General features: G+C 70.3%; 26 protein-coding genes and 1 pseudogene. 13 read left to right on the forward strand and 14 right to left on the reverse strand.

The genetic code is table 11. The annotated features are described in order from the left end of the window. Positions 1-91 precede the first annotated feature (91 nt). On the forward strand, positions 92-2,287 hold the full coding sequence (locus CG723_RS35665) for an FUSC family protein (RefSeq protein ID WP_100597677.1): 2,196 nt from the start codon (positions 92-94) through the stop codon (positions 2,285-2,287). A gap of 52 nt (positions 2,288-2,339) precedes the next feature. On the opposite strand, the gene CG723_RS35670 is transcribed toward CG723_RS35665, so the two are convergent. From CG723_RS35670 to rpmB, 3 genes are all read right to left on the reverse strand, one after another. After that, positions 2,340-2,831 (reverse strand): hypothetical protein, encoded by a 492-nt coding sequence (locus tag CG723_RS35670; protein ID WP_324906227.1) that lies wholly within the window; start codon positions 2,829-2,831, stop codon positions 2,340-2,342. 75 nt (positions 2,832-2,906) lie between these two features. Further along, the gene (gene rpsN, locus CG723_RS35675; RefSeq protein ID WP_100597678.1) at positions 2,907-3,212 is read right to left on the reverse strand and encodes a 30S ribosomal protein S14; all 306 of its coding nucleotides are present in this window, start codon (positions 3,210-3,212) and stop codon (positions 2,907-2,909) included. Beyond that, a complete protein-coding gene (rpmB, locus tag CG723_RS35680) occupies positions 3,212-3,448 on the reverse strand; it encodes a 50S ribosomal protein L28 (protein WP_100597679.1) in 237 nt (78 codons plus the stop codon). The genes rpsN and rpmB overlap by 1 nt, the downstream gene beginning before the upstream one ends. 126 nt (positions 3,449-3,574) lie before the next feature. Between rpmB and rpmG the strand changes: the two genes are divergently transcribed. From rpmG to rpsR, 4 genes are read left to right on the forward strand one after another with little or no spacing between them, the layout of a single operon-like run. After that, positions 3,575-3,739, forward strand: a complete 165-nt coding sequence (gene rpmG / locus CG723_RS35685; protein WP_100597680.1) for a 50S ribosomal protein L33 — start codon at positions 3,575-3,577, stop codon at positions 3,737-3,739. Between the two features lie 5 nt (positions 3,740-3,744). Continuing rightward, a complete protein-coding gene (locus CG723_RS35690) occupies positions 3,745-3,999 on the forward strand; it encodes a type B 50S ribosomal protein L31 (protein WP_100597681.1) in 255 nt (84 codons plus the stop codon). Beyond that, positions 3,996-5,174 carry a CobW family GTP-binding protein gene (locus tag CG723_RS35695; protein ID WP_100597682.1) on the forward strand — a complete coding sequence of 393 codons (1,179 nt, stop codon included), beginning with the start codon at positions 3,996-3,998 and terminating at the stop codon, positions 5,172-5,174. Before CG723_RS35690 ends, CG723_RS35695 begins: the two co-directional genes overlap by 4 nt. Further along, positions 5,175-5,435, forward strand: a complete 261-nt coding sequence (gene rpsR, locus CG723_RS35700) for a 30S ribosomal protein S18 (RefSeq protein ID WP_100597683.1) — start codon at positions 5,175-5,177, stop codon at positions 5,433-5,435. Between the two features lie 24 nt (positions 5,436-5,459). Here rpsR and CG723_RS35705 read toward each other — a convergent pair whose 3' ends face one another. Both CG723_RS35705 and CG723_RS35710 read right to left on the reverse strand, forming a co-directional pair. Then, entirely contained in the window at positions 5,460-6,917 is a 1,458-nt protein-coding gene (locus CG723_RS35705; RefSeq protein WP_100597684.1) for an aldehyde dehydrogenase family protein, read from the reverse strand. Between the two features lie 144 nt (positions 6,918-7,061). Then, positions 7,062-7,928, reverse strand: coding sequence for a helix-turn-helix domain-containing protein (locus CG723_RS35710; protein WP_100597685.1), 867 nt, complete (start codon positions 7,926-7,928; stop codon positions 7,062-7,064). Positions 7,929-8,194: 266 nt separating this feature from the next. Here CG723_RS35710 and CG723_RS35715 point away from each other — a divergent pair, with 266 nt between their 5' ends. Next, positions 8,195-8,677: an ATP-binding protein gene (locus tag CG723_RS35715; protein WP_199842023.1), complete on the forward strand. Its 483-nt coding sequence runs from the start codon at positions 8,195-8,197 to the stop codon at positions 8,675-8,677. Positions 8,678-8,852: 175 nt separating this feature from the next. Here the strand turns inward: CG723_RS35715 and CG723_RS35720 are convergent, their stop codons facing one another. The 4 genes from CG723_RS35720 to CG723_RS35735 form a co-directional block, all read right to left on the reverse strand. Beyond that, entirely contained in the window at positions 8,853-9,095 is a 243-nt protein-coding gene (locus CG723_RS35720) for a DUF397 domain-containing protein (RefSeq protein ID WP_100597687.1), read from the reverse strand. A 127-nt stretch (positions 9,096-9,222) separates the two neighbouring features. Next, on the reverse strand, positions 9,223-9,666 hold the full coding sequence (locus CG723_RS35725; RefSeq protein WP_100597688.1) for an SRPBCC family protein: 444 nt from the start codon (positions 9,664-9,666) through the stop codon (positions 9,223-9,225). Further along, on the reverse strand, positions 9,663-10,019 hold the full coding sequence (locus tag CG723_RS35730; RefSeq protein ID WP_100597689.1) for an ArsR/SmtB family transcription factor: 357 nt from the start codon (positions 10,017-10,019) through the stop codon (positions 9,663-9,665). The genes CG723_RS35725 and CG723_RS35730 overlap by 4 nt, the downstream gene beginning before the upstream one ends. 5 nt (positions 10,020-10,024) lie before the next feature. Further along, on the reverse strand, positions 10,025-10,411 hold the full coding sequence (locus tag CG723_RS35735; protein WP_100597690.1) for a glyoxalase superfamily protein: 387 nt from the start codon (positions 10,409-10,411) through the stop codon (positions 10,025-10,027). 187 nt (positions 10,412-10,598) lie between these two features. Here CG723_RS35735 and CG723_RS35740 point away from each other — a divergent pair, with 187 nt between their 5' ends. From CG723_RS35740 to CG723_RS35755, 4 genes are all read left to right on the forward strand, one after another. Further along, positions 10,599-11,135: a DinB family protein gene (locus CG723_RS35740; RefSeq protein WP_100597691.1), complete on the forward strand. Its 537-nt coding sequence runs from the start codon at positions 10,599-10,601 to the stop codon at positions 11,133-11,135. Positions 11,136-11,153: 18 nt separating this feature from the next. Next, positions 11,154-11,795, forward strand: a complete 642-nt coding sequence (locus CG723_RS35745) for a PadR family transcriptional regulator (protein WP_100597692.1) — start codon at positions 11,154-11,156, stop codon at positions 11,793-11,795. A 125-nt stretch (positions 11,796-11,920) separates the two neighbouring features. After that, positions 11,921-12,907 carry an ATP-binding cassette domain-containing protein gene (locus tag CG723_RS35750; RefSeq protein WP_100597693.1) on the forward strand — a complete coding sequence of 329 codons (987 nt, stop codon included), beginning with the start codon at positions 11,921-11,923 and terminating at the stop codon, positions 12,905-12,907. After that, on the forward strand, positions 12,904-13,674 hold the full coding sequence (locus tag CG723_RS35755) for an ABC transporter permease (protein ID WP_100597694.1): 771 nt from the start codon (positions 12,904-12,906) through the stop codon (positions 13,672-13,674). The genes CG723_RS35750 and CG723_RS35755 overlap by 4 nt, the downstream gene beginning before the upstream one ends. Positions 13,675-13,709: 35 nt before the next feature. Here the strand turns inward: CG723_RS35755 and CG723_RS35760 are convergent, their stop codons facing one another. Next, on the reverse strand, positions 13,710-15,122 hold the full coding sequence (locus CG723_RS35760) for a glutamate decarboxylase (RefSeq protein ID WP_100597695.1): 1,413 nt from the start codon (positions 15,120-15,122) through the stop codon (positions 13,710-13,712). Between the two features lie 106 nt (positions 15,123-15,228). Beyond that, positions 15,229-16,506, reverse strand: coding sequence for an ion channel protein (locus CG723_RS35765; protein WP_234374688.1), 1,278 nt, complete (start codon positions 16,504-16,506; stop codon positions 15,229-15,231). Positions 16,507-16,626: 120 nt separating this feature from the next. Here CG723_RS35765 and CG723_RS35770 point away from each other — a divergent pair, with 120 nt between their 5' ends. Continuing rightward, on the forward strand, positions 16,627-17,385 hold the full coding sequence (locus CG723_RS35770; RefSeq protein WP_100597697.1) for a MerR family transcriptional regulator: 759 nt from the start codon (positions 16,627-16,629) through the stop codon (positions 17,383-17,385). Positions 17,386-17,391: 6 nt separating this feature from the next. Here CG723_RS35770 and CG723_RS35775 read toward each other — a convergent pair whose 3' ends face one another. Then, positions 17,392-17,757 carry a YbjQ family protein gene (locus CG723_RS35775; protein WP_100597698.1) on the reverse strand — a complete coding sequence of 122 codons (366 nt, stop codon included), beginning with the start codon at positions 17,755-17,757 and terminating at the stop codon, positions 17,392-17,394. A gap of 131 nt (positions 17,758-17,888) precedes the next feature. Between CG723_RS35775 and CG723_RS35780 the strand changes: the two are divergent. Then, a pseudogene (locus tag CG723_RS35780) lies at positions 17,889-18,548 on the forward strand (DedA family protein); the annotation flags it as partial. Between the two features lie 59 nt (positions 18,549-18,607). Here CG723_RS35780 and CG723_RS35785 read toward each other — a convergent pair. Both CG723_RS35785 and CG723_RS35790 read right to left on the reverse strand, forming a co-directional pair. After that, positions 18,608-20,305 carry a threonine/serine ThrE exporter family protein gene (locus CG723_RS35785; RefSeq protein ID WP_234374689.1) on the reverse strand — a complete coding sequence of 566 codons (1,698 nt, stop codon included), beginning with the start codon at positions 20,303-20,305 and terminating at the stop codon, positions 18,608-18,610. Between the two features lie 89 nt (positions 20,306-20,394). After that, positions 20,395-20,886 carry an inorganic diphosphatase gene (locus tag CG723_RS35790; protein WP_100597700.1) on the reverse strand — a complete coding sequence of 164 codons (492 nt, stop codon included), beginning with the start codon at positions 20,884-20,886 and terminating at the stop codon, positions 20,395-20,397. Between the two features lie 86 nt (positions 20,887-20,972). Here CG723_RS35790 and dacB point away from each other — a divergent pair, with 86 nt between their 5' ends. Beyond that, positions 20,973-22,466: a D-alanyl-D-alanine carboxypeptidase/D-alanyl-D-alanine endopeptidase gene (dacB, locus tag CG723_RS35795; RefSeq protein WP_100597701.1), complete on the forward strand. Its 1,494-nt coding sequence runs from the start codon at positions 20,973-20,975 to the stop codon at positions 22,464-22,466. The last annotated feature ends 55 nt before the right edge of the window (positions 22,467-22,521 follow it).

The following is a 22,521-nucleotide window of genomic DNA, read 5'->3' on the forward strand; positions in this document are numbered from 1 at the left end:
CCCCCGAACCAACCCCCGAACCAACCCCCGAACCAACCCCCGAACCGAACCACTCCAACTCATATGCCCGACTCGCCCGTATCCTGACGGAGTGAGCTGGTTCCGGGCGCTGAAGGACACCACCCGCTCGGGCCTGAGTGTCGAGCGGAAACGCCTGGAACCCCTGATCGCGCTGCGCGGCGCCGCCGGTCTGGCCATCGTGATCACGATCAGCCTCACGTTCTTCGGCCCCGCGGTCGCGGCGAGCTCCGCGTTCGGCGCGTTCCAGGCGGCGATCGCCACGTTCCAGCGCAGCTGGCGCCCCCGCCCCGAGCTGGCCGTCGCCTCCGGCGCGAGCCTCGGCGTCTCGACGTTCCTCGGCTACCTCACCGGCGGCCACCTCGTCCTCTTCCTCGCGCTCCTCGTCCTGTGGACGTTCCTTGCGGGCCTCGCCTGGGCGGCGGGCCCGACGATCGGCATCATCGCGTCGTCGAACGTCGCGATGATGCTGGTCACGATCACCCTGCCGACCTCGGTCGCGGCCGCCGCCGGGCACGCCGCGATGATGGTCTTCGGCGGTCTCGTCCAGGCCGCCCTCGTGATCCTCTTCCCGGTACGCAGATGGGGCGCGCACCGCGACGCCCTGGCCGACGCGCTCGCTGCCGAGGCCGACTATGCGCGCCGGCTGCGCCACGACCCGGTCGCCCCGTTCGACGGGGAACCGCTGATGCTGGCGCGCAGCGCCGCCGCGCTCACCCCGCGCCAGGCCCGCACCCGCCCGGCCCAACTGCGCGGGGCCCGCGGCATCGCCGAACGCATCCGCCCGGTCCTCGCCTCCCTCGCGGACCCGGCCGTCGGCGTCCCGGACGAGGGGCCCGAACGCGAGCGCGTGCGGGAACTCCTGGGCGCGGCGGGCTCGATGCTGGACGCGGCGGCGCGGGCGATCCGCCACGGGGCCCCGGTCAAGGTGCCGCCGGCGGCGGTCGCCACGTTCAAGACCCCCGACACGGGGGCGATCCTCTCCGGCCCGGCGAAGCGCGCGGCGGCGCGCCTCGGCTCGCTCCTGAGGGACGTACTGGAGACCGCCGGCGCCCGGACGGACACCCAGCATCCCGAGCCCCGCAACGAGAACCCCCAGCTCGCCCGCCCCACCCTCGTGCGGCTGCTCCCCATCGCGGCCGGAGCGATGCGCAAGGAGCTGCATCGCGGGTCGCCGATTCTCCGGCACGCCATCCGGGTGTCGGCCGTCGCCGCGGTCGGCTACCTCATCGGCACCGCCCTCCCCTTCGGCCACGGCTATTGGGCGCCGATGGCCGCCGTCATGGTCATGCGCCCCGACTTCTCGCAGACGTACTCGCGCGCGGTGGCCCGTTTCGGCGGCACGCTCATCGGAGTCGCCCTCGCCACCGGGCTCGTCCAGGTCGTTCACCCGGACACCGCCCTCTCCGCGACGCTCGCCGTCATCTGCGCGGGTCTGATGTACCTCGTGATGCGCACGGGCCAGCTCGCCGCGCAGGCCTGCATCGCCGCGTACGTCGTGTTCCTGCTCGGCATGGGCGGCGAGGCGTGGGACCAGACGGTCCCCGAGCGGGTCGTCCTCACGCTCGTCGGCGGCCTCCTCGCGATGCTGGCGTACGCGGTGTACCCGGCCTGGGAGACGCCCCGCTTGCGCACGCGCCTCGCGGACTGGCTGCTCGCCCTCGGCCGGTACGGCGCCGCCGTGATCGGCCGCTACGCGGAGCCCGGCGGCGGGAACCTGCCCGATGTGCGCGAGGCCCTGCTCGCCGCCCGCACGGCCGAACTCGCCTGGCAGGAGGCCGCGGCCAGGGCGCGGACCGAACCGGTGCGCCACCGCGGCCTCTCCCGCGCGGCGGCCGACGACGCCGAACACGCCCTGCGGCACATCGGCCGGGTCGAGATGCTGATGGAGGCCCACCTCCCCGAACGTGACGCGGCCCCGGTCCCGGCGGCCGCCCGCCTCGCGAAGGCGCTGCACACCGCCACGGAGGACGGCGCGCGGGCGGTGCGCGAGCGGCGGGTGCCGCAGTGGCAGGCGGTACGGGACGCTCTCGCGGACTGGGACGGCGAGGGCGTCCCGGACCGGGTCGTACGCAGGGGCGCGAGCCTGCTCCTCGAGGCCCTGGAGGAACTCTCCGACGCACTCGACACCGACGTACCCCCGATCACCCTGAAGCCCGACCCATCGCCCGAGGACCGGAAACCCGAGGACCGGAAACCCGAGGACCGGAAACCCGAGGTTCAGAAACCCGAAGGGCCGCCCGGTCCGGAGGATCGAGCGGCCCGATGACGGGAGAGCGGCTCACGAGGCAGCCGCGAGGGAGCGAGGGAACCCGCCCGCGTCAGGACGTAGGCAGCCCCATCGTCGGGAACCCCGACGGCAGCTTCCCGTTGTCCGTCTTGCGGAAGGTGTCGTCGCCGAAGCCTTCCCACGACACCTTCAGGGTCGTGGCGTCGACGGACTTGACCTGCCCCATGTTCCGGTCGGTGTTCCCGTCGGCGCACTTCAGGGTGAGCATCTGCATGCCCATCTCGTCGCCGGCGGTCCCGCTGCACACGTGCTCGCCGACCAGAGCCACCTTCTTGCCGCTGATGAGCAGGGCGACGCTCTTGCCCTGGGACGTGGTGACCCAACTGCCCTGAAGACTCCCGGACTTCCCGCCGGAGCCGGAACCACTCGTGTCGCCGCCCGTGGACGCCGTGGCCGAGGCCTGCGGCGTCTCCTTGGACTTGCCGCCGTCGCCCCCGTCACCGTTGTCGCTGCTGCATCCGGTGATCACGAGCGCCGCGACGACTCCCGCCGCGGCGGCGCCGATCCGTACGCGCTTCAGCACAAGATCCCCCTACGTTGCGGATGTGACTGCCGGTACGTGGCCCGGCCCGCAGCAAGCTACCAGCCGCCCCTCACGTCACCAGGAAGACTTCCGCACCCCGGGCAGGAAGCCCGCATGCGCCTGCCCGCGCAGGTTCACCCTGGAGAGGCCGAAGGCGCGCAGATATCCGCGCGGCCGGCCGTCGACGCTGTCGCGGTTGCGTACGCGCGTGGCACTCGCGTCCCGCGGCTGACGTGCCAACTCCCTTTGTGCGGCTGCCCGTTCCGCGTCGGTGGACGACAGCCGGCGCACGATCTCGTTGAGCTCGGCCCGGCGCGCGGCGTATCGGGCGACGACCCTCCGGCGCTTCTCGTTCTTCGCGATCTTGCTCTTCTTGGCCATCAGATCCTCACTCCACGGGCACGAATTCTGGCGACGGCGGCCTCGACGCCGATCGCGTCGACGGTCCTGATCGCCCTGGCGCTCAGCCGCAGCTGTACGTGTCTGCCCTCGCTCGGCAGCCAGTAGCGCTTGCGCTGGACGTTCGGGTCGAAGCGGCGTGACGTGCGCCGGTGGGAGTGGGAGATGCGGTTGCCGAAGCCGGGGGCGGCCCCGGTCAGCATGCAGTGCGCGGACAAAACGACGTACCTCTCTCGTTGGCTGTGGCCCCGTGACCCGGAGCTGTGACCCGAAGGCCGCGCGGCCCCCTGGCCCTGTGACCCGGATCGTTTTGGAAACGGGATTCATTTTCATATACTAGCCACATGGCACGCAACGAACTCCGCCCAGTGATCAAGCTCAGGTCCACCGCGGGTACGGGCCACACCTACGTGACCCGCAAGAACCGCCGTAACGACCCCGACCGCGTGACCCTGCGCAAGTACGACCCGGTCGCACGCCGTCACGTCGACTTCCGAGAGGAGCGCTGAGCCCCGTGCGCAAGGACATCCACCCCGACTACGGCCCGGTCGTCTTCCGCGACCGCGCCGCGAACCACGCCTTCCTCACCCGGTCCACCGCCACCAGCGACAAGACCGTCGAGTGGGAGGACGGCCGGACCTACCCCGTCATCGACGTCGAGATCTCGAACGTGAGCCACCCCTTCTACACGGGCAACGCGCGCGTCCTCGACACCGCCGGCCGCGTGGAGCGCTTCGAGCGGCGCTTCGGGAAGAGGGGTGGCCGGTGACCCGGCTGCCCGTAGTGATCGTCGGCGGCCTGCACGCGGAAGCGCGCCGGGCCGCCGTCGAGGAACTGCTCGTCACGGTCCCGGGCAGCGTCGCGCTCCACCACGACCTCTCAACTGCCGTACAAGGCACAGTCGTACGGACCCTGCGCGACGCCACCGGGGTCCTCGGCACCGGCGAGGCGCCCCTCGTCAACGACTGCGCGTGCTGCGCCCTGCGCGAGGACCTGGTCCCCGAACTGGAGCGGCTCGCGGACGCCGGGCTCACCCTCCCCCAAGCTCTCGGCTCCGCTCGGGCGGAGGGGACCTCCATCGCGATCGTCGAACTGTGGGACTCCGTCGAGCCCAAGGCGATGGCCGAGGTCATCGCCGCGCACGGCGGGCCCGAGCTCTCCGTCACCGGCGTCATCACCGGCGTGGACCCCGCGCTCCTGCTGCCGTACCTCGGGAACGGCGACGACCTCATGGACGCCGGACTCGCGGCGGCCGCCACCGACCAGCGCACCATCGCCGACACCTGGGCCAGGCAGCTCGAATACGCTCCCGTGCTCGCCCTCGTGGATTCCCCCGAGGCCGACGACGCGGACCGGGCCCTGCTCGCCCAGCTCCACCCGACAGCCCGCCAAGTCCGGATCGGTCACGGCGAGTTGGCGGGCGCCGCGCTCGGCGGATTCGACGTGGACGCGGCAGCGGCGGCCCAGCATCCGGCGTGCGCGCTGCTGCCCGCGGACGCGGACGAGGCGGGTGTCTCCACACTCGTCTGGCACCGCGACCGGCCGTTCCACCCGGAGCGGCTCTACGCGGCCCTGGAGGATCTGACCTGCGCGGCGGCCCGCAGCCGCGGCCGGTTCTGGCTCGCCGACCGCCCCGACACGCTCCTGCACTGGGACGCGGCGGGCGGCGCGCTGTGCGTCGAGAGCGCGGGGCCCTGGCTGGTGTCCCTGCCGGACGCCGCCTGGGACATGGTCCCGCCGGTCCGCCGCGCGGCCGCCGCCCTGGACTGGCACCCGCAGCACGGCGACTGCTGCCAGCACCTCGTCTTCACGTCACCCGGACTCGACCGCGACGGCCTCGCCGAGATCCTCGAGTCCTGCCTGCTCACCGACGCCGAGTACGGCGCGGGCCGCGAGTCCTGGAAGGGCCTGCCCCGCGCCTTCGACACCCTCCTGGAGATCTGAATGCCCCCGCGCAACCCTGCCCGCAACCCCGTCGGCAGGCCTGACCGCAAGCCGGCCAAGTCCCGCCCCAATCCCCTGGACCATGCGAAGATCACGTACATCGACTACAAGGACACGGACCTGCTGCGGAAGTTCATCTCCGACCGCGGCAAGATCCGCAGCCGTCGCGTCACCCGGGTCACGGCACAGCAGCAGCGCCAGATCGCCGCGGCGATCAAGAACGCACGCGAGATGGCACTGCTGCCGTACGTCACACGCTGACCGAACCGCCGGAGCGGGCGGGCGTCAGAAGGGGAACTGGCTCCGGCCGTGCTGCACGGAGATCCACTTCTGCGTGGTGAACGCCTCGACCGTCGCCTCGCCGTTCAGCCGGCCGAGCCCGGACCGCTTCTCGCCTCCGAACGCGACGAGCGGCTCGTCGTGCACCGTCCCGTCGTTGACGTGGATCATCCCGGTGTCGATGCGCCGTGCGAACGCGACGCCCCGCTCCACGTCCCGCGTGTGGACGGCCCCGCTCAGCCCGTACGGGGTGTCGTTCGCGATCGCCACCGCCTCCTCGTCCCCGTCGAACGGGATGAGGAGCGCGACCGGCCCGAAGATCTCCTGCCGCAGCACCGGGGAGTCGGCCGGCAGGTCCGTCAGGATGCTCGGCTCGACCAGATTGCCGACGGCCTTGCCGTGCAGCAGTGCGGTCGCGCCCTCCGCGAGCGCCTGGTCGACGACGCCCGAAACGACCTCCGCCTGTGTGGAGTTGATGACGGGACCGATGACGGTCGACGGATCGCGGGGGTCGCCCACCTTGAGGGACCTGACCTTGGCGACGAACTTCTCGGTGAACTCCTTCTCCACCTTGCGGTCGACCAGGATTCGGTTGGCGGCCATGCAGACCTGGCCCTGGTGCACGTACCGGCTGAAGACCGCCGCGTCGACCGCGTAGTCGATGTCCGCGTCGTCGAGCACGGTCAGCGCGCTGTTGCCGCCCAGCTCCAGGACGGCGTGCTTGAACTGGGAGGCGCACACCGTCGCGACGTGCTGGCCCACCGCGTCGGAGCCGGTGAAGGAGATGACCTTCGGCACGGGGTGAGTGAGGAGCGCGTCGCCTATCTCGGCGATGTCGGTGATGACCACGTTGAGCAGACCGGCCGGCAGGCCCGCGTCCTCGAAGATCTTCGCGACCAGGGAGCCACCGCAGATCGGGGTGTTCTGGTGCGGCTTGAGCACCACGCCGTTGCCGAGGGCCAGCGCGGGCGCGACCGACTTCAGCGACAGCAGGAACGGGAAGTTGAAGGGGCTGATGACCCCCACGACCCCGACGGGAACGCGGTAGAGCCGGTTCTCCTTGCCGTCGACGGGCGACGGGATGACCCGACCCTGGGGGCGCAGCGCCAGCTGGATCGACTCGCGCAGGAACTCCTTGGCGAGATGCAGCTCGAACCCGGCCTTGAGCCGCGTACCGCCGAGTTCGTCGACGATCGCGTCGGATATCTCGTCCTCGCGCTCCTCGACCAGGCGCAGCGCCCGCTCGAAGACGAGGCGGCGCGTGTACGCGTTGGTGTCGGCCCAGCTCTTCTGCGCCCGCTCGGCCGCGCGGTAGGCCTCGTCGACCTCGTCGGCCGACGCCACGGTGATGGAGGCCAGCTTGTCACCGCTGTACGGGTTGAAGTCGATGATGTCCCACGCCCCGCGGCCGGGACGCCATGAACCGTCGATGTATTGCTGGGCCAGTTCGGTGAAGTAGGACATGAGATCCCTTGCTGCTGCCGGCAGACACCTAATGGCTCGTCATCTTACGTCTGTACCAGTCGAGTTGTGGCCCGGACAGGACGTCCACCCGATCGTCATCGGTCGTAAGACGCGACAGGAGCAGTGCTTCTCGGCCAGTCCCGGTCAGCCGTTCTTGGCCAGCAGGCCCCGGATGATGTCCACGCTCTCCTGCGGCGTCGGGCACTCCGACTGGAGCTGCTTCATCGACCGCGCGTACTGCGTGACGTCCTCGCGCTTGTCGAGGTAGAGGGCGCTGGTGAGCTGCTCCATGTAGACGATGTCGGAGAGGTCGGACTCCGGGAAGCTGAGCATCGCGAAGGCGCCGGTCTCACCCGAGTGGCCACCGAAGCCGAACGGCATGACCTGGAGCGTGACGTTGGGCCGCTCGGAGACGTCGATCAGATGCTGGAGCTGACCCTGCAACACTTTCCGTCCTCCGTACGGGCGTTGCAGCGCCGCCTCGTCGAGCACCACGTGGAACTCGGGGGCGCGCTCGGAGACGAGGAGCTTCTGCCGCTCGAGGCGCAGCGCCACGCGCCGGTCGATGTCCGCCTTCGGTGCGTCCTTCATGCCCCTCGCGACGACCGCGTGCGCGTACCCCTCGGTCTGAAGCAGCCCGTGCACGAACTGCACCTCGTAGGCGCGGATGAGCGACGCGGCGCCCTCCAGGCCGACATAGGTGGGGAACCAGCCGGGCAGGACGTCCGAGTACGTATGCCACCAGCCCGCGACGTTGGCCTCCTTGACGAGGGAGAGGAGCGCGCCGCGCTCCGCCTCGTCGGCGACGCCGTACAGGGTCAGCAGGTCCTCGACGTCCCTGGCCTTGAAGCTCACCCGTCCCAACTCCATGCGGCTGATCTTGGATTCGGATGCGCGGATCGAGTAGCCGGCCGCTTCCCGGGTGATGCCACGCGATTCGCGCAGGCGCCTCAGTTGCGAGCCCAGCAGGATGCGTCGCACCACTGAGCCGCTCGACTCTCCCGCACTCACGTCGCTCCACCCTCCCGATCGCTCCAGCAGCCGAAGTCTGCCATTAAAACGCTCCGGCCCGTACTCGTTCGGTTACAGAAACGGAAAGGTTGCGAAAGGTCTCCACAAGAAGTCGTGGGAAGAAATGAGCAACAAGTGGTACGTGGGGGGACAGGCCGGGCGCGTGCACGTGCATCTGCCCTTGCATCTGCTGTACGCATTCGGAACGATGGCCCACGCACCACCGCTCCAATCGCTATGTACCGCGAATCCCGGGAGTGCCTCGCATGGGGACGAATGGACCGGCCATGCTCGAGCCGTTAAGGCAGGGGCTTCCGCCACTCGACCCTTCAGGCGTCTCCAGCTCCGCCTCCTGCGCACTTCCCGCACGGTACGAAGCGGTGGGCAGCGCCCGTAAGTTCACGCGCGGGACGCTCGACGGCTGGGACGTGGCGGAGAGATTCGACGACGTCTGCCTCGTCGTCTCCGAACTCGTCACCAATGCGCTGCGGCACGGGCTGCCCGCGGACACCCCGCGCTCACAGGACCCGCCGGTGCGGCTGCACCTGATGCGCTGGACCTCACGCCTGGTGTGCGCGGTGCGCGACCCCAGCGACGAGAGCCCCGTCGCCCGCGAGACGGACGACGACTTCAACGCCGAATCGGGCCGTGGCCTGTTCCTCGTCGACTCGTTCAGCGACAGCTGGGGCTGGCATCCGCTGGCCGGCACGCTGAACGGGAAAGTGGTGTGGGCGCTGTTCCGGCTGTGAGGGCGGGCGGGCAACTGGTCGCCGAGTACCGGTAACTGACGACTCGTTACTGGCAGCTTCCCACTGCTATCTGACGGCTGACGTTTGTCGTTATCCGTCAGTTGTCACCTGTCACCTGTCACCTGTCAGCCGTCACTCGCCACCCGGCAGTTGCCAGCTGTCACCGGTTACCGGTTCACCCGTCGGCTATCAGATGGTCGAACTCCCCGTCCTTGACGCCCAGCAGCATCGCCTCGATCTCGGCGGGCGTGTAGACGAGTGCCGGGCCCTCCGGGAAGTTCGAGTTGCGCATCGCCACTCGGCCCCCCGGCAATTTCGCGAACTCCACGCAGGAGCCCTGCGAGTTGCTGTGCCTGCTCTTCTGCCAGACCACACCGTGAAGCTCCGTGGCCGCCATGCCGTTGTACACGTGGTGCACAGGTCGCTCCCCGGTCGTGCTGTGGCCTATGAGGCAGTCAGGTGTAGTGGTCAACTGTCCTGGATCATAGCTGCGTTCACATGCCGATGCATGGGCAGATGCACGTGCACGGGGGGTGTTCCCACGGTTACAGCTCTTCGAGCGTCTGCCCCAGCGCCCGCATGACATGCGAACGCCAGCCCCCATCCATGATCTTCCGCGCCATCATCTGTGCCGGATCGTCCGGATCGAATCCGTCGTGCACTAGGAAGAGACGCGTGCCACGGCCTTCTGGCTCCAGGTTCCACGTAATGGTCCAGTCCGCAGAATTGGCCGGATCCCGGTCCTGCCACCGGACGCTGAGCATCCGCTCCTCCTCGTACGCGAGGACCTCGACGTCGACGGTGCCGGAGAAGCCGGTGTTGGGGCGCGGCACGGTCGTCAACACGTACCGGTGGCCCACCTCGAGGCGGAAGTCCTCACTGCCCGCCATCAGCCACTGGGTGATCAGCTCGGGTTCGGTGAGGGCACGCCAGACCTTGGCGGGCGGGTGGGGAAAGAACTGGTCGACCGTGATGCTCGTCAGGCTCATGACTCGTCATCGTCGGGCATGCGGTCGAGGAGTTCGGCGAGCCCCTTCAGGCGGCCGCGCCAGAACCGCTCGTACGGATGGAGCCAGTCCTGCACCTCGGCCAGGGGGGTGGCCTCGAGCCGGTAGATGCGCTGCCGTCCTGCTCGTTCCTCCGATACGAGGCCGGCCTCGCGCAGCACCTTGAGGTGCTCCGAGAGGCTCGGGCGGCGCATCGCGAAGTGGTCGGCCAGGGCCTGGACGGGCTGCGGGCCCTCGTCCCTGAGGAGGCGGAGCACCTCGCGCCGTGTCCCGTTGGCGAGCGCGGCGAACAGCCGGTCCTGGCCGGCGGTGTCGGTCGCGCCCGTCGTCGCCATCGGCGTCAGAAGCCTTCCTTCTCCGTGATGAGCATCAGCGAATTGCCGTCCGGGTCGCTGAAGGCGGCCATGCGTCCCCACGGCACGTCGTCGGGGCCGGTGACCTCGGCTCCGGCGGCGGTGAGCCGCGCGCAGTCGGCGTCGACGTCGGTCGTCACCAACATGATCCCCCGCGCCGAACCCGGTGTGAAATCCCCCACGCCCGGGCCGGACAGCGTGAAGACGGTCTGCGCCCCGGCCGGTGCGACCTGGAGCCAGCGGCCCGGCGGCATCTCGCGGTCGACGGTGACTTCGAAGCCGAGTACGTCGACGTAGAACCGCAGCGCGCGGTCCTGGTCGGAGACGGGGAGTGTGATGAACGAGGCGTGCGTGATGTTCGTGGGGCTGGTCATGCCCCGACTATAGGTAGGGATATTCCTACGCGTCAAACGTAGGAAAATTCCTACGCGATACGGTCCCGGGGCCCGGGGCCCGGGTCCCGGTCCGGGCTCGGCTAGTGCCACTTGAGGGCGGGAGCTGACCGCAAGCCCCTCTACGTTCGTCAGTGCAGGCAGCGAAACCGACGGAAGGCGGCCCACGATGGCGACTCACGGGAACGCGGAGGTCCGCGGCGACGAACGCGGCACCCTCCTGATCTGCCTCGCCGGACAGCGCGGCGCCATCCGCCGGACCGTGCTCGGGCTGAGTGACGAGCAGGCCGCCACGACCCCGAGCGCCGGCGCGCTGTCGCTGTCCGGGCTGGTCAAGCACGTCGCCGAGACCGAGCAGGGCTGGGTGGCGCGGGCCCGGCAGGTCGCGCCCGACACGCAGCGCACCGAGGCGAACTGGGCCGACAGCTTCCGGCTCGTGGGCGACGAGAGTGTCGAGTCGGCGCTCGCCTACTGGGACAAGGTGGCGCTGGCCACCGAGGAGTTCATCCGGTCGGTGCCGAGCCTCGACGACACGTTCCCGCTGCCCCGCCATGACTGGTCCCCGCACGAGGGGGAGGCGTCCCTGCGGTGGATGCTGCTCCACCTGATCCGGGAGGCGGCCCGGCACGCGGGGCATGCGGACATCGTCCGCGAGTCCCTCGACGGGAAGACGGCGTACGAACTGGCCGTGATGGCTCAGGAGTGACGTCCTACGCTGGGGCCCATGTCAGCGATCCGTCTCCTGGTCCTCGGGGCCGTACGCCAGCACGGCCGCGCGCACGGCTACCAGGTGCGCAACGACCTCGAGTACTGGGGCGCGCACGAGTGGTCGAACGCCAAGCCCGGGTCGATCTATCACGCGCTCAAGCAGATGGCGAAGCAGGGACTCCTCGTCGCGCACGAGATCGCGCCGTCCACGGCCGGCGGCCCGCCGCGTACCGAGTACGAGATCACGGACAAGGGCACCGAGGAGTTCCGTACGCTGCTGCGTGAGGCGCTCGTGGCGTACGACCAGAAGCCGGACATCCTCTCGGCCGCGCTGGGCTTCATCGTCGATCTGCCGCGGCAGGAGGCGGTGGAGTTGCTGCGGCGGCGCGTGGATGGCATCGAGGAGTGGCGGCGCGCGGTCACCGAGTACTACACGCCCGAGGACGGGCCCGAACGGCTCGGGCACATCGGCGAGATCATGAATTTCTGGGTGCACTCGGCCGACGCGGGCGCGGAGTGGACGCGGGGCCTGATCGGCCGGATCGAGGGCGGCGCGTACACGTTCGCGGGCGAGGGCGAGCCCTTTGTCGGGGTGCTCGCCGAGGGGCAGGAGAATCCCTACGCCACGGGCGAGGCACACCCCGAGGACCCTCGTTAGTCATCGCCAGTCATCGCCAGGCGTCGTCAATTTCCATTAATCAAGTTTGACTAATGGTCGGAGCGGGGCTACCTTTCGCGTCGTAGTCAAATTTGAGTACCGAGATTCTCGGTGAGAGGAGCCGGATGACCGACGCGATCATCGTCGAGGGCGTGCGGAAGAGGTACGGGGACAGATGGGCGCTGGACGGGCTCGACCTCGCGGTCGCCCGCGGCACCGTGCACGGGCTGCTCGGGCCGAACGGCGCGGGCAAGACGACGGCCGTCCGCACCATGACGACGCTGCTGCGGGCCGACGAGGGCCGGGTCGAGGTGGCGGGTTACGACGTGCGGCGGCAGGCGGGCGAGGTGCGCCGCCGCATCGGGCTCCTCGGCCAGCACACGGCGGTGGACGAGGAGCTCGGCGGGTGGCAGAACCTGGAGATGTTCGGACGCCTCCACCATCTGGGCGCCAGGCGCGCGCGGGTGCGAGCCGGCGAACTCCTTGAGCGCTTCGGGCTCGCCGGGACCGGGCGCAAGGCGGTCAGGCGGTACAGCGGCGGCATGCGGCGCCGCCTGGACCTGGCCGCCTCGCTCATCACGGACCCGGAGGTGCTCTTCCTGGACGAGCCGACGACGGGCCTCGATCCGCGCGGGCGCGCCGAGGTGTGGGGCGCGGTGCGCTCCCTCGTCGGGGGCGGTACGACGGTGCTGCTGACGACGCAGTATCTGGAGGAGGCCGACCAGCTCGCCGACCGCATCTCGGTCGTGGACCGGGGCCGGGTCGTCGCCGGGGGCACGGCTGACGAGCTCAAGGCCCGGCTCGGTGGTGACCGGATCGACGTCGTCGTGCGGGACGGGTCCCGGCTGGACGTAGCGGCAAGGCCGTTGCCGGACGGTGCCACGGTCGACGCGGACCGCCGGCTGGTCAGCGCGCCCGTCGCCGACCGGATGGCCGCGCTCACGGAGGTCGTGCGGGCGCTCCAGGACGCGGGTGTGGAGGCGGAGGACATCGCGGTGCGCAGACCGACCCTGGACGAGGTGTTCCTGCATCTGACGGGATCGGGACGGCCGGGACCAAAGGACGCGGCGGAACGTGGACACGTATCGGACCGGCCGGAGGTGAAGGCATGAGTACGCCGATGAGCTGGGCCGTCGCCGATTCGTGGACCATGACGCGGCGCGAGCTGGCGCACTGGGCGCGGCAGCCCACGCAGATCGTGGTCGGGCTGGCCTTCCCGGTGATGCTGCTGCTGATGTTCGGCTTCCTGATCGGCGGCGGCAAGGGTGTCGAGGGCGAGTACGTCGACTATCTGGTGCCGGGCATGCTCGCGCTGACCATGGCGTTCGGGCTCGAGGCGACGATGCTGGCGGTGACGCAGGATCTGAACAAGGGAGTGATCGACCGGTTCAGGTCGATGCCGATGGTCAACGGCGCCGTGCTGGTGGGGCGTTCGGCCGCCGACATGCTCCAGTCGGCCGCCGCGCTTCTCGTGATGACCGGCGTCGGTTACGTGATCGGCTGGCGCCCGCACGGCTCGGCCGGGACGTTCCTGGGCGCGCTCGGCCTGCTGCTCCTCTTCCGGTTCGCGATGCTGTGGATCGGCATCCACCTGGCGATGGTGGCGGGGAAGCCGGAGCTGGTGCAGGCCGTGCAGATCCTCGTCTGGCCGGTCGGTTTCCTGTCGAACGCGCTCGCCGAGCCCGGCTCGATGCCCGGCTGGCTGGGCACGGTCGTCGAGTGGAACCCGATGTCGCACACGGCGACTGCCGTACGGGACCTGTTCGGCGGGCCCGGCGGGGAGCCGGGGCACCTGTGGGCGGCGGTGCTGTGGCCGCTCGCGTTGCTCGCGGTGTTCTTCCCGCTGGCGGTACGGAAGTTCGCGGCACTCAGTAAATAGGGATCAGCAAGCAGGGTCCGTGAGCACCGCTGCGCTCAGTGGTGGAAGCTGGTCGCCGCATCCCTGTCACTGGTCAACGGGTGCCGCTGCTGGCGCAGTTCGGGCAGCAGCCGCCCGAGGTCGGCGAAGAAGAGCGCCGCCAGGTCGGCAGAGAAGCCGTTGCGGCAGACCAGCCGCAGCACGGCCAGGTCCTGGCGGTGCGCGGGGAAGGTGTACGCGGGTACGAGCCAGCCGAATTCGCGCAGGCGGCGCGACACGTCGAAGACGTCGTACGCCTTCACGTCGGATGCTGTCGTGAAGGCGACGACGGGCAGTTGGTCGCCGCGCGTGATGAGCTGGAAGTCGCCGAGGGTCTCGATGCGTTCGGCGATGTCGCGGGCGACGTCCCGCGTCGACTGCTGCACGGCGCGGTAGCCCTCGCGGCCCAGGCGCAGGAACGTGTAGTACTGCGCGACGACCTGGGCGCCGGGCCGGGAGAAGTTCAGGGCGAAGGTCGGCATGTCGCCGCCCAGGTAGTTGACCCGGAAGATCAGTTCCTCCGGCAGGTCGTCCGCCGTACGCCACAGGGCCCAGCCGACGCCCGGGTAGACGAGGCCGTACTTGTGGCCCGAGGCGTTGATGGACGACACCCGCGGCAGGCGGAAGTCCCAGACCAGTTCGGGGTCGATGAAGGGCGCGATCATGCCCCCGGAGGCACCGTCGACATGGACGGGGATGTCGAGGCCGGTCTTCTCCTGGAGAGTGTCGAGGGCGGCGCACAGCTCCTCGATCGGCTCGTACGAGCCGTCGAACGTCGAGCCGAGGATGCCGACGACACCGATGGTGTTCTCGTCGCACAGCTCGGCGGCGGCCTGCGGGTCGAGGTGGAAACGGTCGCCCTCCATGGGGACCTGGCGCGCCTCGACCTCCCAGAAGTTGCAGAACTTCTCCCAGCAGACCTGCACGTTGATGCCCATGACGAGGTTCGGGCGGGCCTGCTTGGACGGGTAGCGGTCGGCGTTCCGCTTCATCCAGCGGCGCTTGAGGGCCATCCCGGCGAGCATGCACGCCTCGCTCGACCCGGTGGTCGAACAGCCGACGGCGCCGTCCGGGTCGGGTGCGTTCCACAGGTGGGCGAGCATCGACACGCAGCGCCGCTCCAGCTCCGCGGTGCGCGGGTACTCGTCCTTGTCGATCATGTTCTTGTCTCGGCACTCGGCCATCAGGACGTCGGCCTGCGGTTCCATCCAGGTGGTGACGAACGTGGCGAGGTTGAGCCGTGCGTTGCCGTCGAGCATCAGCTCGTCGTGGACCACCTGGTACGCCGTGGAGGGTGGCATGGGGTCGTCGGGCAGCCGGTGCTTGGGCGGGGCGTCGGTCATGCCGCCGACCGGATTGGCCTCGCCGTAGAAGGGGTTGACGGCCATCGGGCTCTCGTCGTGCGGGTGGGGACCGTGGTGCAGCGGCATTGTCGCGGACTCCCTCGATACGCGGTCGTGGCCTCATCGCGAGGATACGGAGGAGTGGGGCGTACCGCCCGGCGACGGATCGGCGGACGGGCGGGGGCGGCCGCTCTCAGCGGAGGGCCGTGCCGTCGTCGTGGAGCTGCATCTGGGGGCGTCCGGTGACCAGGAGCCAGGCCGGCAGCGAGGCGATGCACAGCAGGACGAGGATCGGCGGGGACGCGACGAGGATGGCCGCGACGAACAGGCTGACCCAGCCCTGCCGTGTGATGGCGAGCAGGATGCCGAGGACACCCGCCGAGACGCCGACGGCGGGGTGCACGCCCGGCACGAGCGCGTGGGCGAGGAGGCCGAAGGCCGTCCCGATGAAGACCGCGGGGAAGATCCGGCCGCCGCGGAAGCCGCAGGAGGCGGCGATCAGCAGGGCCGCCAGCTTCACCACCGTCATCAGGGCGAACTGCCCGGCCGACCAGCCCTCGGGGTCCTGGGCCAGCGCGGCGACCTCATTGAGGCCCTTGAAGAGCGTGAGATGGCCGCCGAGTGCGCCGAGCAGACCGAGCACGAGCCCGCCGACGGGCAGCATCAGCATGGGGTGCTTGAGGCGTCCGAACGCGGCGTGCGTGTAAGGGAAGGCGTAGACGGCCGCCATGCCGAGGACCGCGGCCGCGGAGGCGACCACCAGGACGGAGAGGAGGTCGCCCCAGTCCGGCCGGGGGAAGGCGGGCAGGCCGAGGTCGAAGCTGGGATGTCCGATGAGGCTCGTGGTCAGTGCGCCGGTGGCCGCCGCGGTGAGCGGCGCGAACAGGGCGTCCCACAGAGAGCCCTTGATCGGCTTGCCCGCGAGGGCCTCGGAGATGACGAGGGCGGCGGCGACGGGTGTGCCGAACAGCGCGCCGAGCGTGGCCGCCTCGGCCAGGGTGCCCCACAGGACGGCGGGCATGGCGGGCAGGGCTTTCGAGCCGAGCCAGAACGCGAGGCCGATGTTGGCCGCGATGATCGGGTTCTCCGGGCCGAGGCTGGGCCCGCCGGCCAGCATCAGCGCGGTCGCGACGAGCAGCCCGGGCAGCACATATGGCGGCAGCGGGGCGCTCTCGAGCCCGACGGTGGCCGGGTCGGGCCCCGCGTGACCGGGCGCCTTCCACACGACGATGCCTACGAGGACGCCGGTCGTGGTCAGCATGACGATCATCCATGCCGAGGAGTACCCGCCGATGCCGAGCGCGTCGGGCAGGTCCTCCCACAGCACGTGCTGAAGCTGCTCGGCGAGCCAGCTCACGCCGAGGAACAGCAGGCTGCACACGACGCCCACGACGAGCGCGGGGACGACCAGCGGCAGCAACGTCCGTGCCGGGGTGGTCTCCTGAGGCTCGGCCTGCGCGTCGGTGCTCACCGGCACACCATAAACGGATGAAAGCGGCATAACACCCGGAGAAATTCCCGCTTGCACCTCACGTGACGTGAGGCCGCACGCTGGGACCCGTACCGACAACGACAGGGAGGGGCGGGAGCCGTGAGCTACTCCGTGGGGCAGGTCGCCGGGTTCGCCGGCATCACCGTGCGCACGCTGCACCACTACGACGAGATCGGTCTGCTCGCGCCGGTCGGGCGCAGCCACGCGGGCCACCGGCGCTACGGCGACGCCGACCTGGACCGGCTGCAGCAGATCCTGTTCTACCGGGAGCTCGGCTTCCCCCTCGACGAGGTCGCGGCCCTTCTCGACGACCCGGACGCGGACCCGCGCGCGCATCTGCGCCGCCAGCACGAACTGCTGACCGCCCGGATCGGGGAGCTCCAGAAGATGGCCGAGGCCGTGGAACACGCCATGGAGGCACGCAAGATGGGCATCAACCTCACGCCCGAGGAGAAGTTCGAGGTCTTCGGGGACAAGGACCCGGAGCGGTACGCGCAGGAGGCGGAGGAGCGCTGGGGCGGCACGGACACGTACGCCGAGTCGCAGCGCCGCGCCGCCCGCTACACCAAGGACGACTGGAAGCGGATGCAGGCCGAGGTCGCCGACTGGGGCGAGCGCTACGACGCCCTGATGGCGGCCGGCGAGCCCGCGACCGGCGAGCGGGCCATGGACATGGCCGAGGAACACCGGCAGCACATCACCAAGTGGTTCTACGAGTGCGGCTTCGAGATCCACTGCGGTCTCGGCGAGATGTACGTGGCCGACGAACGCTTCAAGGAGTTCTACGAGTCCATGCGCCCCGGCCTCGCCGAGCACCTGCGCGACGCGATCCTCGCCAACGCCGTCCGCAACGTCTGACCGGCGCTACCGGGGTGCGATCACCACGGCCGTGCCGTACGCGCACACCTCGGTGCCCACGTCCGCCGCCTCCGTGACGTCGAAGCGGAACATCAGCACCCCGTTGGCGCCGCGGGAGCGGGCCTGCTCGACGAGCCGCTCCATCGCCTGGTTACGGGTCTCCACCAGCGTCTTGGTGAGGCCCTTCAGCTCGCCGCCGATCATCGATTTGAGGCCGGCGCCGATCTGGCTGCCGAGGTGCCTGGAGCGGACCGTGAGGCCGAAGACCTCGCCGATCACCTTCTCCACCCGGTAGCCGGGCACGTCGTTCGTGGTGACGACGAGCACATCCGTCTGCGGATTCTGGCCGCCGCCGTAGTCTTCGATACCCATACACACAGGTTTGCCACAGTTGACGCACAGTGCATCCTGAGAGGGCCGCTGGAACCTGGTGCCGTCATCCGGCGTTGATAACTTTGCACCGCCATTGCCCTTGCTTCACCACCCCTCAGGAGTCCGGAACCGTGACGACGCTTGCTCTCGGACCAAGCTGGCTGGACCCGGACCACCTGCTCAACACGTTCGGCATCTGGGGCCTGCTCCTGATCGTGTTCGCGGAGTCCGGCCTGCTCATCGGCTTCTTCCTGCCGGGCGACTCCCTGCTGTTCACGTGCGGACTGCTGATCACCGCCGGCACGCTGGACTTCCCCCTGTGGGGCGCCGTCGGTCTGATCTGCGTCGCCGCGATCCTCGGTGACCAGGCGGGTTACCTCTTCGGCAAGAAGGTCGGCCCCTCGCTGTTCAACCGCCCGGACTCCCGCCTCTTCAAGCAGGAGAACGTGGTCAAGGCCCACGAGTTCTTCGAGAAGTACGGCCCGAAGTCCCTGGTCCTGGCGCGCTTCGTGCCCATCGTGCGTACGTTCACGCCGATCATCGCGGGCGTCAGCGGCATGAAGTACCGCTCGTTCATCACGTTCAACATCATCGGCGGCGTGCTCTGGGGCGCGGGCGTCACGCTCCTCGGCTCCTGGCTGGGCAACATCGAGTTCGTCCACAAGAACATCGAGGCGATCCTGATCCTGATCGTCCTGATCTCGGTGGTCCCCATCGCGATCGAGTTCCTGCGGGCGCGCAGCAAGTCGAAGAAGGCCGCGGCGGCGACGCCCCAGCCGCAGACGCCGGCGCCGGGCCAGCGCGGCCGCCACGCGAAGCGCTAGAGCGCCACGGCCCCTTTTGCAGGGTCCTAGAAGCCTCGGGTCCGCTTCGCCGCCCGGCGCCCTTCCGCGCCGGGCGAGCGCAGGAACAGCCGCGCGATCTCGGACCCGAGGTTCACCCCGATCGCGATGGCCATGGCGAGAGCCGCCGCCTTCGTGAGCGACACCAGGCCCGCGTCCACGTCGTTCTGCGCGATGGCCAGCAGCCCGAAGTACGTGGCGGAACCCGGCAGCAGCGGCCCGATCGCCGCCGTCACGTACGGCAGCGCGGACGCGAACCGGTACCGCGAGAAGAGCTGCCCGAACAGGCCGACGAGCCCGGCCGCCGCCGCCGTCGAGGCGACCGGCGAGATCCCGCCGACGACGTGCATGGCCCCGTACACGACCCACGCCACACCGCCGTTCAGCGTCACCGCGAGCACGGTGGAGCGTTCCTGCTGGAGCAGGACGGCGAACGCGAGGGACAGTGCCATCGAGGCGGCGATCTGCCAGTAAGGGCGGTCGATGACCTGGAGGGCCGCCTCCGGGTTCAGCTGCGCGTGCAGCTGGACGCCGAGGTAGAGCACGACCAGGACGCCGACGACGATGCCGACGAAGAAGTACATGACTTCGAGCAGGCGCGCGGCCGCGGTGATGTAGTAGCCGGTCAGGCCGTCCTGCACGCCGGCCACGAGTGCCCGCCCCGGCAGCAGCGCGAACAGCCCACCGGTGATCACCGCGGAGGCGCGTACGTCCACGAGGTTGTGCGCGAGGGTCAGCAGGATCCCTATGGCGGCGGGCGGCATCGCGGCGACGGTGAACTGGTAGAACTCCGGCAGCCCGCGCCCGGCGCACAGCCAGGCCAGCCGGTCGCCGAGGATCGCGCCGAGCGCCGCCGCGACGAAGACGATCAGGTCACCGCCGACGAGAATCGAGGCGCCGCCCGCGAGGAGCCCGGTCGCCGTGGAGAGCACCCAGCCCGGGTAGGGGTGGCGGTTGCGGCGGATCTCGGCGAGGCGCCGGTAGGCCTCCTCCAGGGAGACGTCGACCTCCGCGTCGCTGATGTCGTACACCAGCTGGAACACGGCCGCCAGGCGTGTGTAGTCGGTGCCGCGCCGGCGCACGGTGCGCGAGGCGGTCACCGGGTCGTCGATCAGGGACGGCTGGTACGAGATCGACAACAGCGTGAACGTCACCGTCGGTTCGCACCGGTCGAGGCCGTAGGAGCGGCACACGGCGAACATCGCCGCCTCCACGTCCTCGGCGCCCTCACCGCCCGCGAGGAGCAGCTCGCCGATACGCAGGGTCAGGTCGAGGACGCGCGGAACGGCCGGCCCCTCGTCGTCGTGCTTCTGCACGGGCTCGGCCGCCGGACGCTCGGCGACCGGCATGCGCAGCATCGTGCGCATCCGGTCCTGCCAGGGCGCCTCCTTGGTCAGCTTGACCATGGGGATGCCGTGCGCGGGGGTGAACGCGGGGGGCGCGTGCCGGGAGCTGTAGGTCTGCGGGGGAGTGAAGGCCGAACCGCTGCTGTCGGCGGGCGCGGCTGCCGGGGTGCTGAACCCGTCCGGGAGCGCGAACTCGGACGTCGTCTGCGACTCGTCCTGCTCGGGCACCGGAGTCTGCGGCACCATTCCCTGCGGCGGGGTGAAGGCGCTGCGTGCCTCGTCCGACTGCGGTTTGCGGTCTTCGGCCGCCTCCGGCTCCCGCTCCGTCACCAACTCGCCCTTCGTATGACGCTTGCGCACCTCCCGGTACGCCTCAGTATGAGCACAGATACGCGAACGGGCCGCCCCACCCCCGGAGGAGTCGGACGGCCCGTGCGTGGCGGGGGAGGTCAGTGACCGCCCTCGTCCTTGAAGCGCTTGTAGGACCGCTCGATCTCGGCCTCGGCCTCGGTGCGGCCGACCCAGTCGGCGCCCTCGACGGACTTGCCGGGCTCCAGGTCCTTGTAGACCTCGAAGAAGTGCTGGATCTCCAGGCGGTCGAACTCGGACACGTGGTGGATGTCCCGCAGGTGCTCCACGCGGGGGTCCGAGGCGGGGACACACAGCAGCTTGTCGTCGCCGCCGGCCTCGTCCGTCATACGGAACATGCCGATGGCGCGGCACTTGATGAGGCAGCCGGGGAAGGTCGGCTCCTCCAGGATGACCAGCGCGTCCAGCGGGTCCCCGTCCTCACCGAGCGTGTTCTCGACGAATCCGTAGTCGGCCGGGTAACTGGTCGAGGTGAAGAGTCGACGGTCCAGGCGGATCCGACCGGTCTCGTGGTCCACCTCGTACTTGTTCCGCGAACCCTTCGGAATCTCGATCGTGACGTCGAACTCCACCGGTGGCTCCTCCATGATCAACACATACGACTGGTGATTAAGTGTCCCTCACGCATGTGTGTGATCGCGAAAGGGGCTGGTCCGTGGTGCCCGAGCTCAAGGCTTCGCAGGCAGTTTCACAGGCAGTGAAGGTGCTCACGAAGGTCAAGACCTGGCAGCTCACAGCGGGCGCTGCCACCCTGGGCCTGGCGCTCTCGGCCGTGGCGGTGGCCTCGGCCGGTCCGTGGGACTCCAGCGGTCAGCGTACGGCGGAGGCGCGCCGGGCCGCCTCCCAGGAGGCCGGGGGTGGCGCAGATCACGGTCGCGACGGCCGTGACGGGCGCTCCGGGGAACCGGACGCGGCCCCGAGCGCCCGTGCGGTGCTCGCGGCGCCGGGCGGCTCGGTCCCCGGCCCCACGAAGGGCGCGCTCGCCGACGTGCTCGACCCGCTCCTGAACGACCCGGCCCTCGGCAAGCGGCGCACCGCGGCCGTCGTCGACGCGGCCACCGGTCAGCGGCTGTACGGCAAGAGCTCCGGCGACGCACTGACTCCCGCCTCGACCACGAAGCTCGCCACGGCCGTCGCCGCCCTGTCGATGCCGGGGTCCGACCACCGCATCGACACGAAGACCGTGATCGAGCCCGGCTCGAAGGCGCACGAGGTCGTCCTCGTCGGCGGCGGCGACCCCACGCTCACCGCCCGCAAGGACGCCGGACCGAACGCGAGCCTGCGCGCCCTCGCCGACGCCACCGCCAAGGAGCTCAAGGGCCGGGACACGGACGAGATCACCCTCTCCTACGACACCTCGCTCTACTCGGGGCCGCTCCTGCACCCCATCGGGCCGAACGAGAACATCGCGCCGGTCAGCGCCCTCATGGCCGACGAGGCGCGCACGGACGACTCGTCGAGCGGTCCGGCTCCCCGCGAGTCCGACCCCGCCGCGGCCGCCGCGCGGAAGTTCGCGGATCTGCTGCACGACCGCGGCATCAGGACGAAGGGCGAGCCGGGCCCCCGCCATGCCTCGGGCGACGCCGAGAAGCTGGCCAAGGTGTCGTCGCCGCCCGTATCGGCCCTGGTCGAGCGCATGCTGACGCACAGTGACAACGACATCGCGGAGGCCCTGGCCCGCCAGGTGGCCCTCGCCACGGACGAGGCCGCGAGCTTCGAGGGCGGGGGCGAGGGGATCCGCAAGGAGCTGGAGAAGCTCCGAATCCCGCTCTCCGGAAGCCACTTCGCGGACGGCAGCGGTCTCGACCGCGCCGACAAGGTCTCCGCCGACCTGCTCACCCAGGTTCTCGCGCACGCCGTCGAGCGCGAGCGCCCGGGGCTGCGTCCCGTCCTCACCGGACTGCCCGTCGCCGGATTCACGGGCACGCTGAGCAAGCGGTACACCGACGAGGCCGACGCGGCGGGCATCGGCCTCGTACGGGCCAAGACCGGCACGCTGACCGGGGTGAACACGCTGGCCGGCACGGTCGTCGACGCGGACGGGCGGCTGCTGGTCTTCGCGTTCATGACGGACGGCACGGTGAACCCGGGACAGGCCCAGGCGGCCCTGGACCGGCTCGCGTCGACGGTCGCGAACTGCGGCTGCCGCTGACCCGCCCCGGCCGCGTCCCCTAGGGGGCACAACCCGGGCGCCGTCCGGGGCCAAG

The organism is Streptomyces sp. CB01635, assembly GCF_002803065.1.
In the GTDB taxonomy this organism is placed as follows: domain Bacteria; phylum Actinomycetota; class Actinomycetes; order Streptomycetales; family Streptomycetaceae; genus Streptomyces.

Bases quoted from the DNA above. Each gene is read 5' to 3' on its own strand.
- CG723_RS35745 (WP_100597692.1), top strand. From the start codon at position 11,154: ATGTCAGCGATCCGTCTCCTGGTCCTCGGGGCCGTACGCCAGCACGGC.
- rpsN (WP_100597678.1), bottom strand. From the start codon at position 3,212: ATGGCCAAGAAGAGCAAGATCGCGAAGAACGAGAAGCGCCGGAGGGTC.
- CG723_RS35775 (WP_100597698.1), bottom strand. From the start codon at position 17,757: ATGGGTATCGAAGACTACGGCGGCGGCCAGAATCCGCAGACGGATGTG.
- rpsR (WP_100597683.1), top strand. From the start codon at position 5,175: ATGCCCCCGCGCAACCCTGCCCGCAACCCCGTCGGCAGGCCTGACCGC.
- rpmG (WP_100597680.1), top strand. From the start codon at position 3,575: ATGGCACGCAACGAACTCCGCCCAGTGATCAAGCTCAGGTCCACCGCG.
- CG723_RS35715 (WP_199842023.1), top strand. From the start codon at position 8,195: ATGGGGACGAATGGACCGGCCATGCTCGAGCCGTTAAGGCAGGGGCTT.
- CG723_RS35730 (WP_100597689.1), bottom strand. From the start codon at position 10,019: ATGGCGACGACGGGCGCGACCGACACCGCCGGCCAGGACCGGCTGTTC.
- CG723_RS35705 (WP_100597684.1), bottom strand. From the start codon at position 6,917: ATGTCCTACTTCACCGAACTGGCCCAGCAATACATCGACGGTTCATGG.
- CG723_RS35735 (WP_100597690.1), bottom strand. From the start codon at position 10,411: ATGACCAGCCCCACGAACATCACGCACGCCTCGTTCATCACACTCCCC.
- CG723_RS35740 (WP_100597691.1), top strand. From the start codon at position 10,599: ATGGCGACTCACGGGAACGCGGAGGTCCGCGGCGACGAACGCGGCACC.
- CG723_RS35755 (WP_100597694.1), top strand. From the start codon at position 12,904: ATGAGTACGCCGATGAGCTGGGCCGTCGCCGATTCGTGGACCATGACG.
- CG723_RS35760 (WP_100597695.1), bottom strand. From the start codon at position 15,122: ATGCCGCTGCACCACGGTCCCCACCCGCACGACGAGAGCCCGATGGCC.
- CG723_RS35725 (WP_100597688.1), bottom strand. From the start codon at position 9,666: ATGAGCCTGACGAGCATCACGGTCGACCAGTTCTTTCCCCACCCGCCC.
- CG723_RS35750 (WP_100597693.1), top strand. From the start codon at position 11,921: ATGACCGACGCGATCATCGTCGAGGGCGTGCGGAAGAGGTACGGGGAC.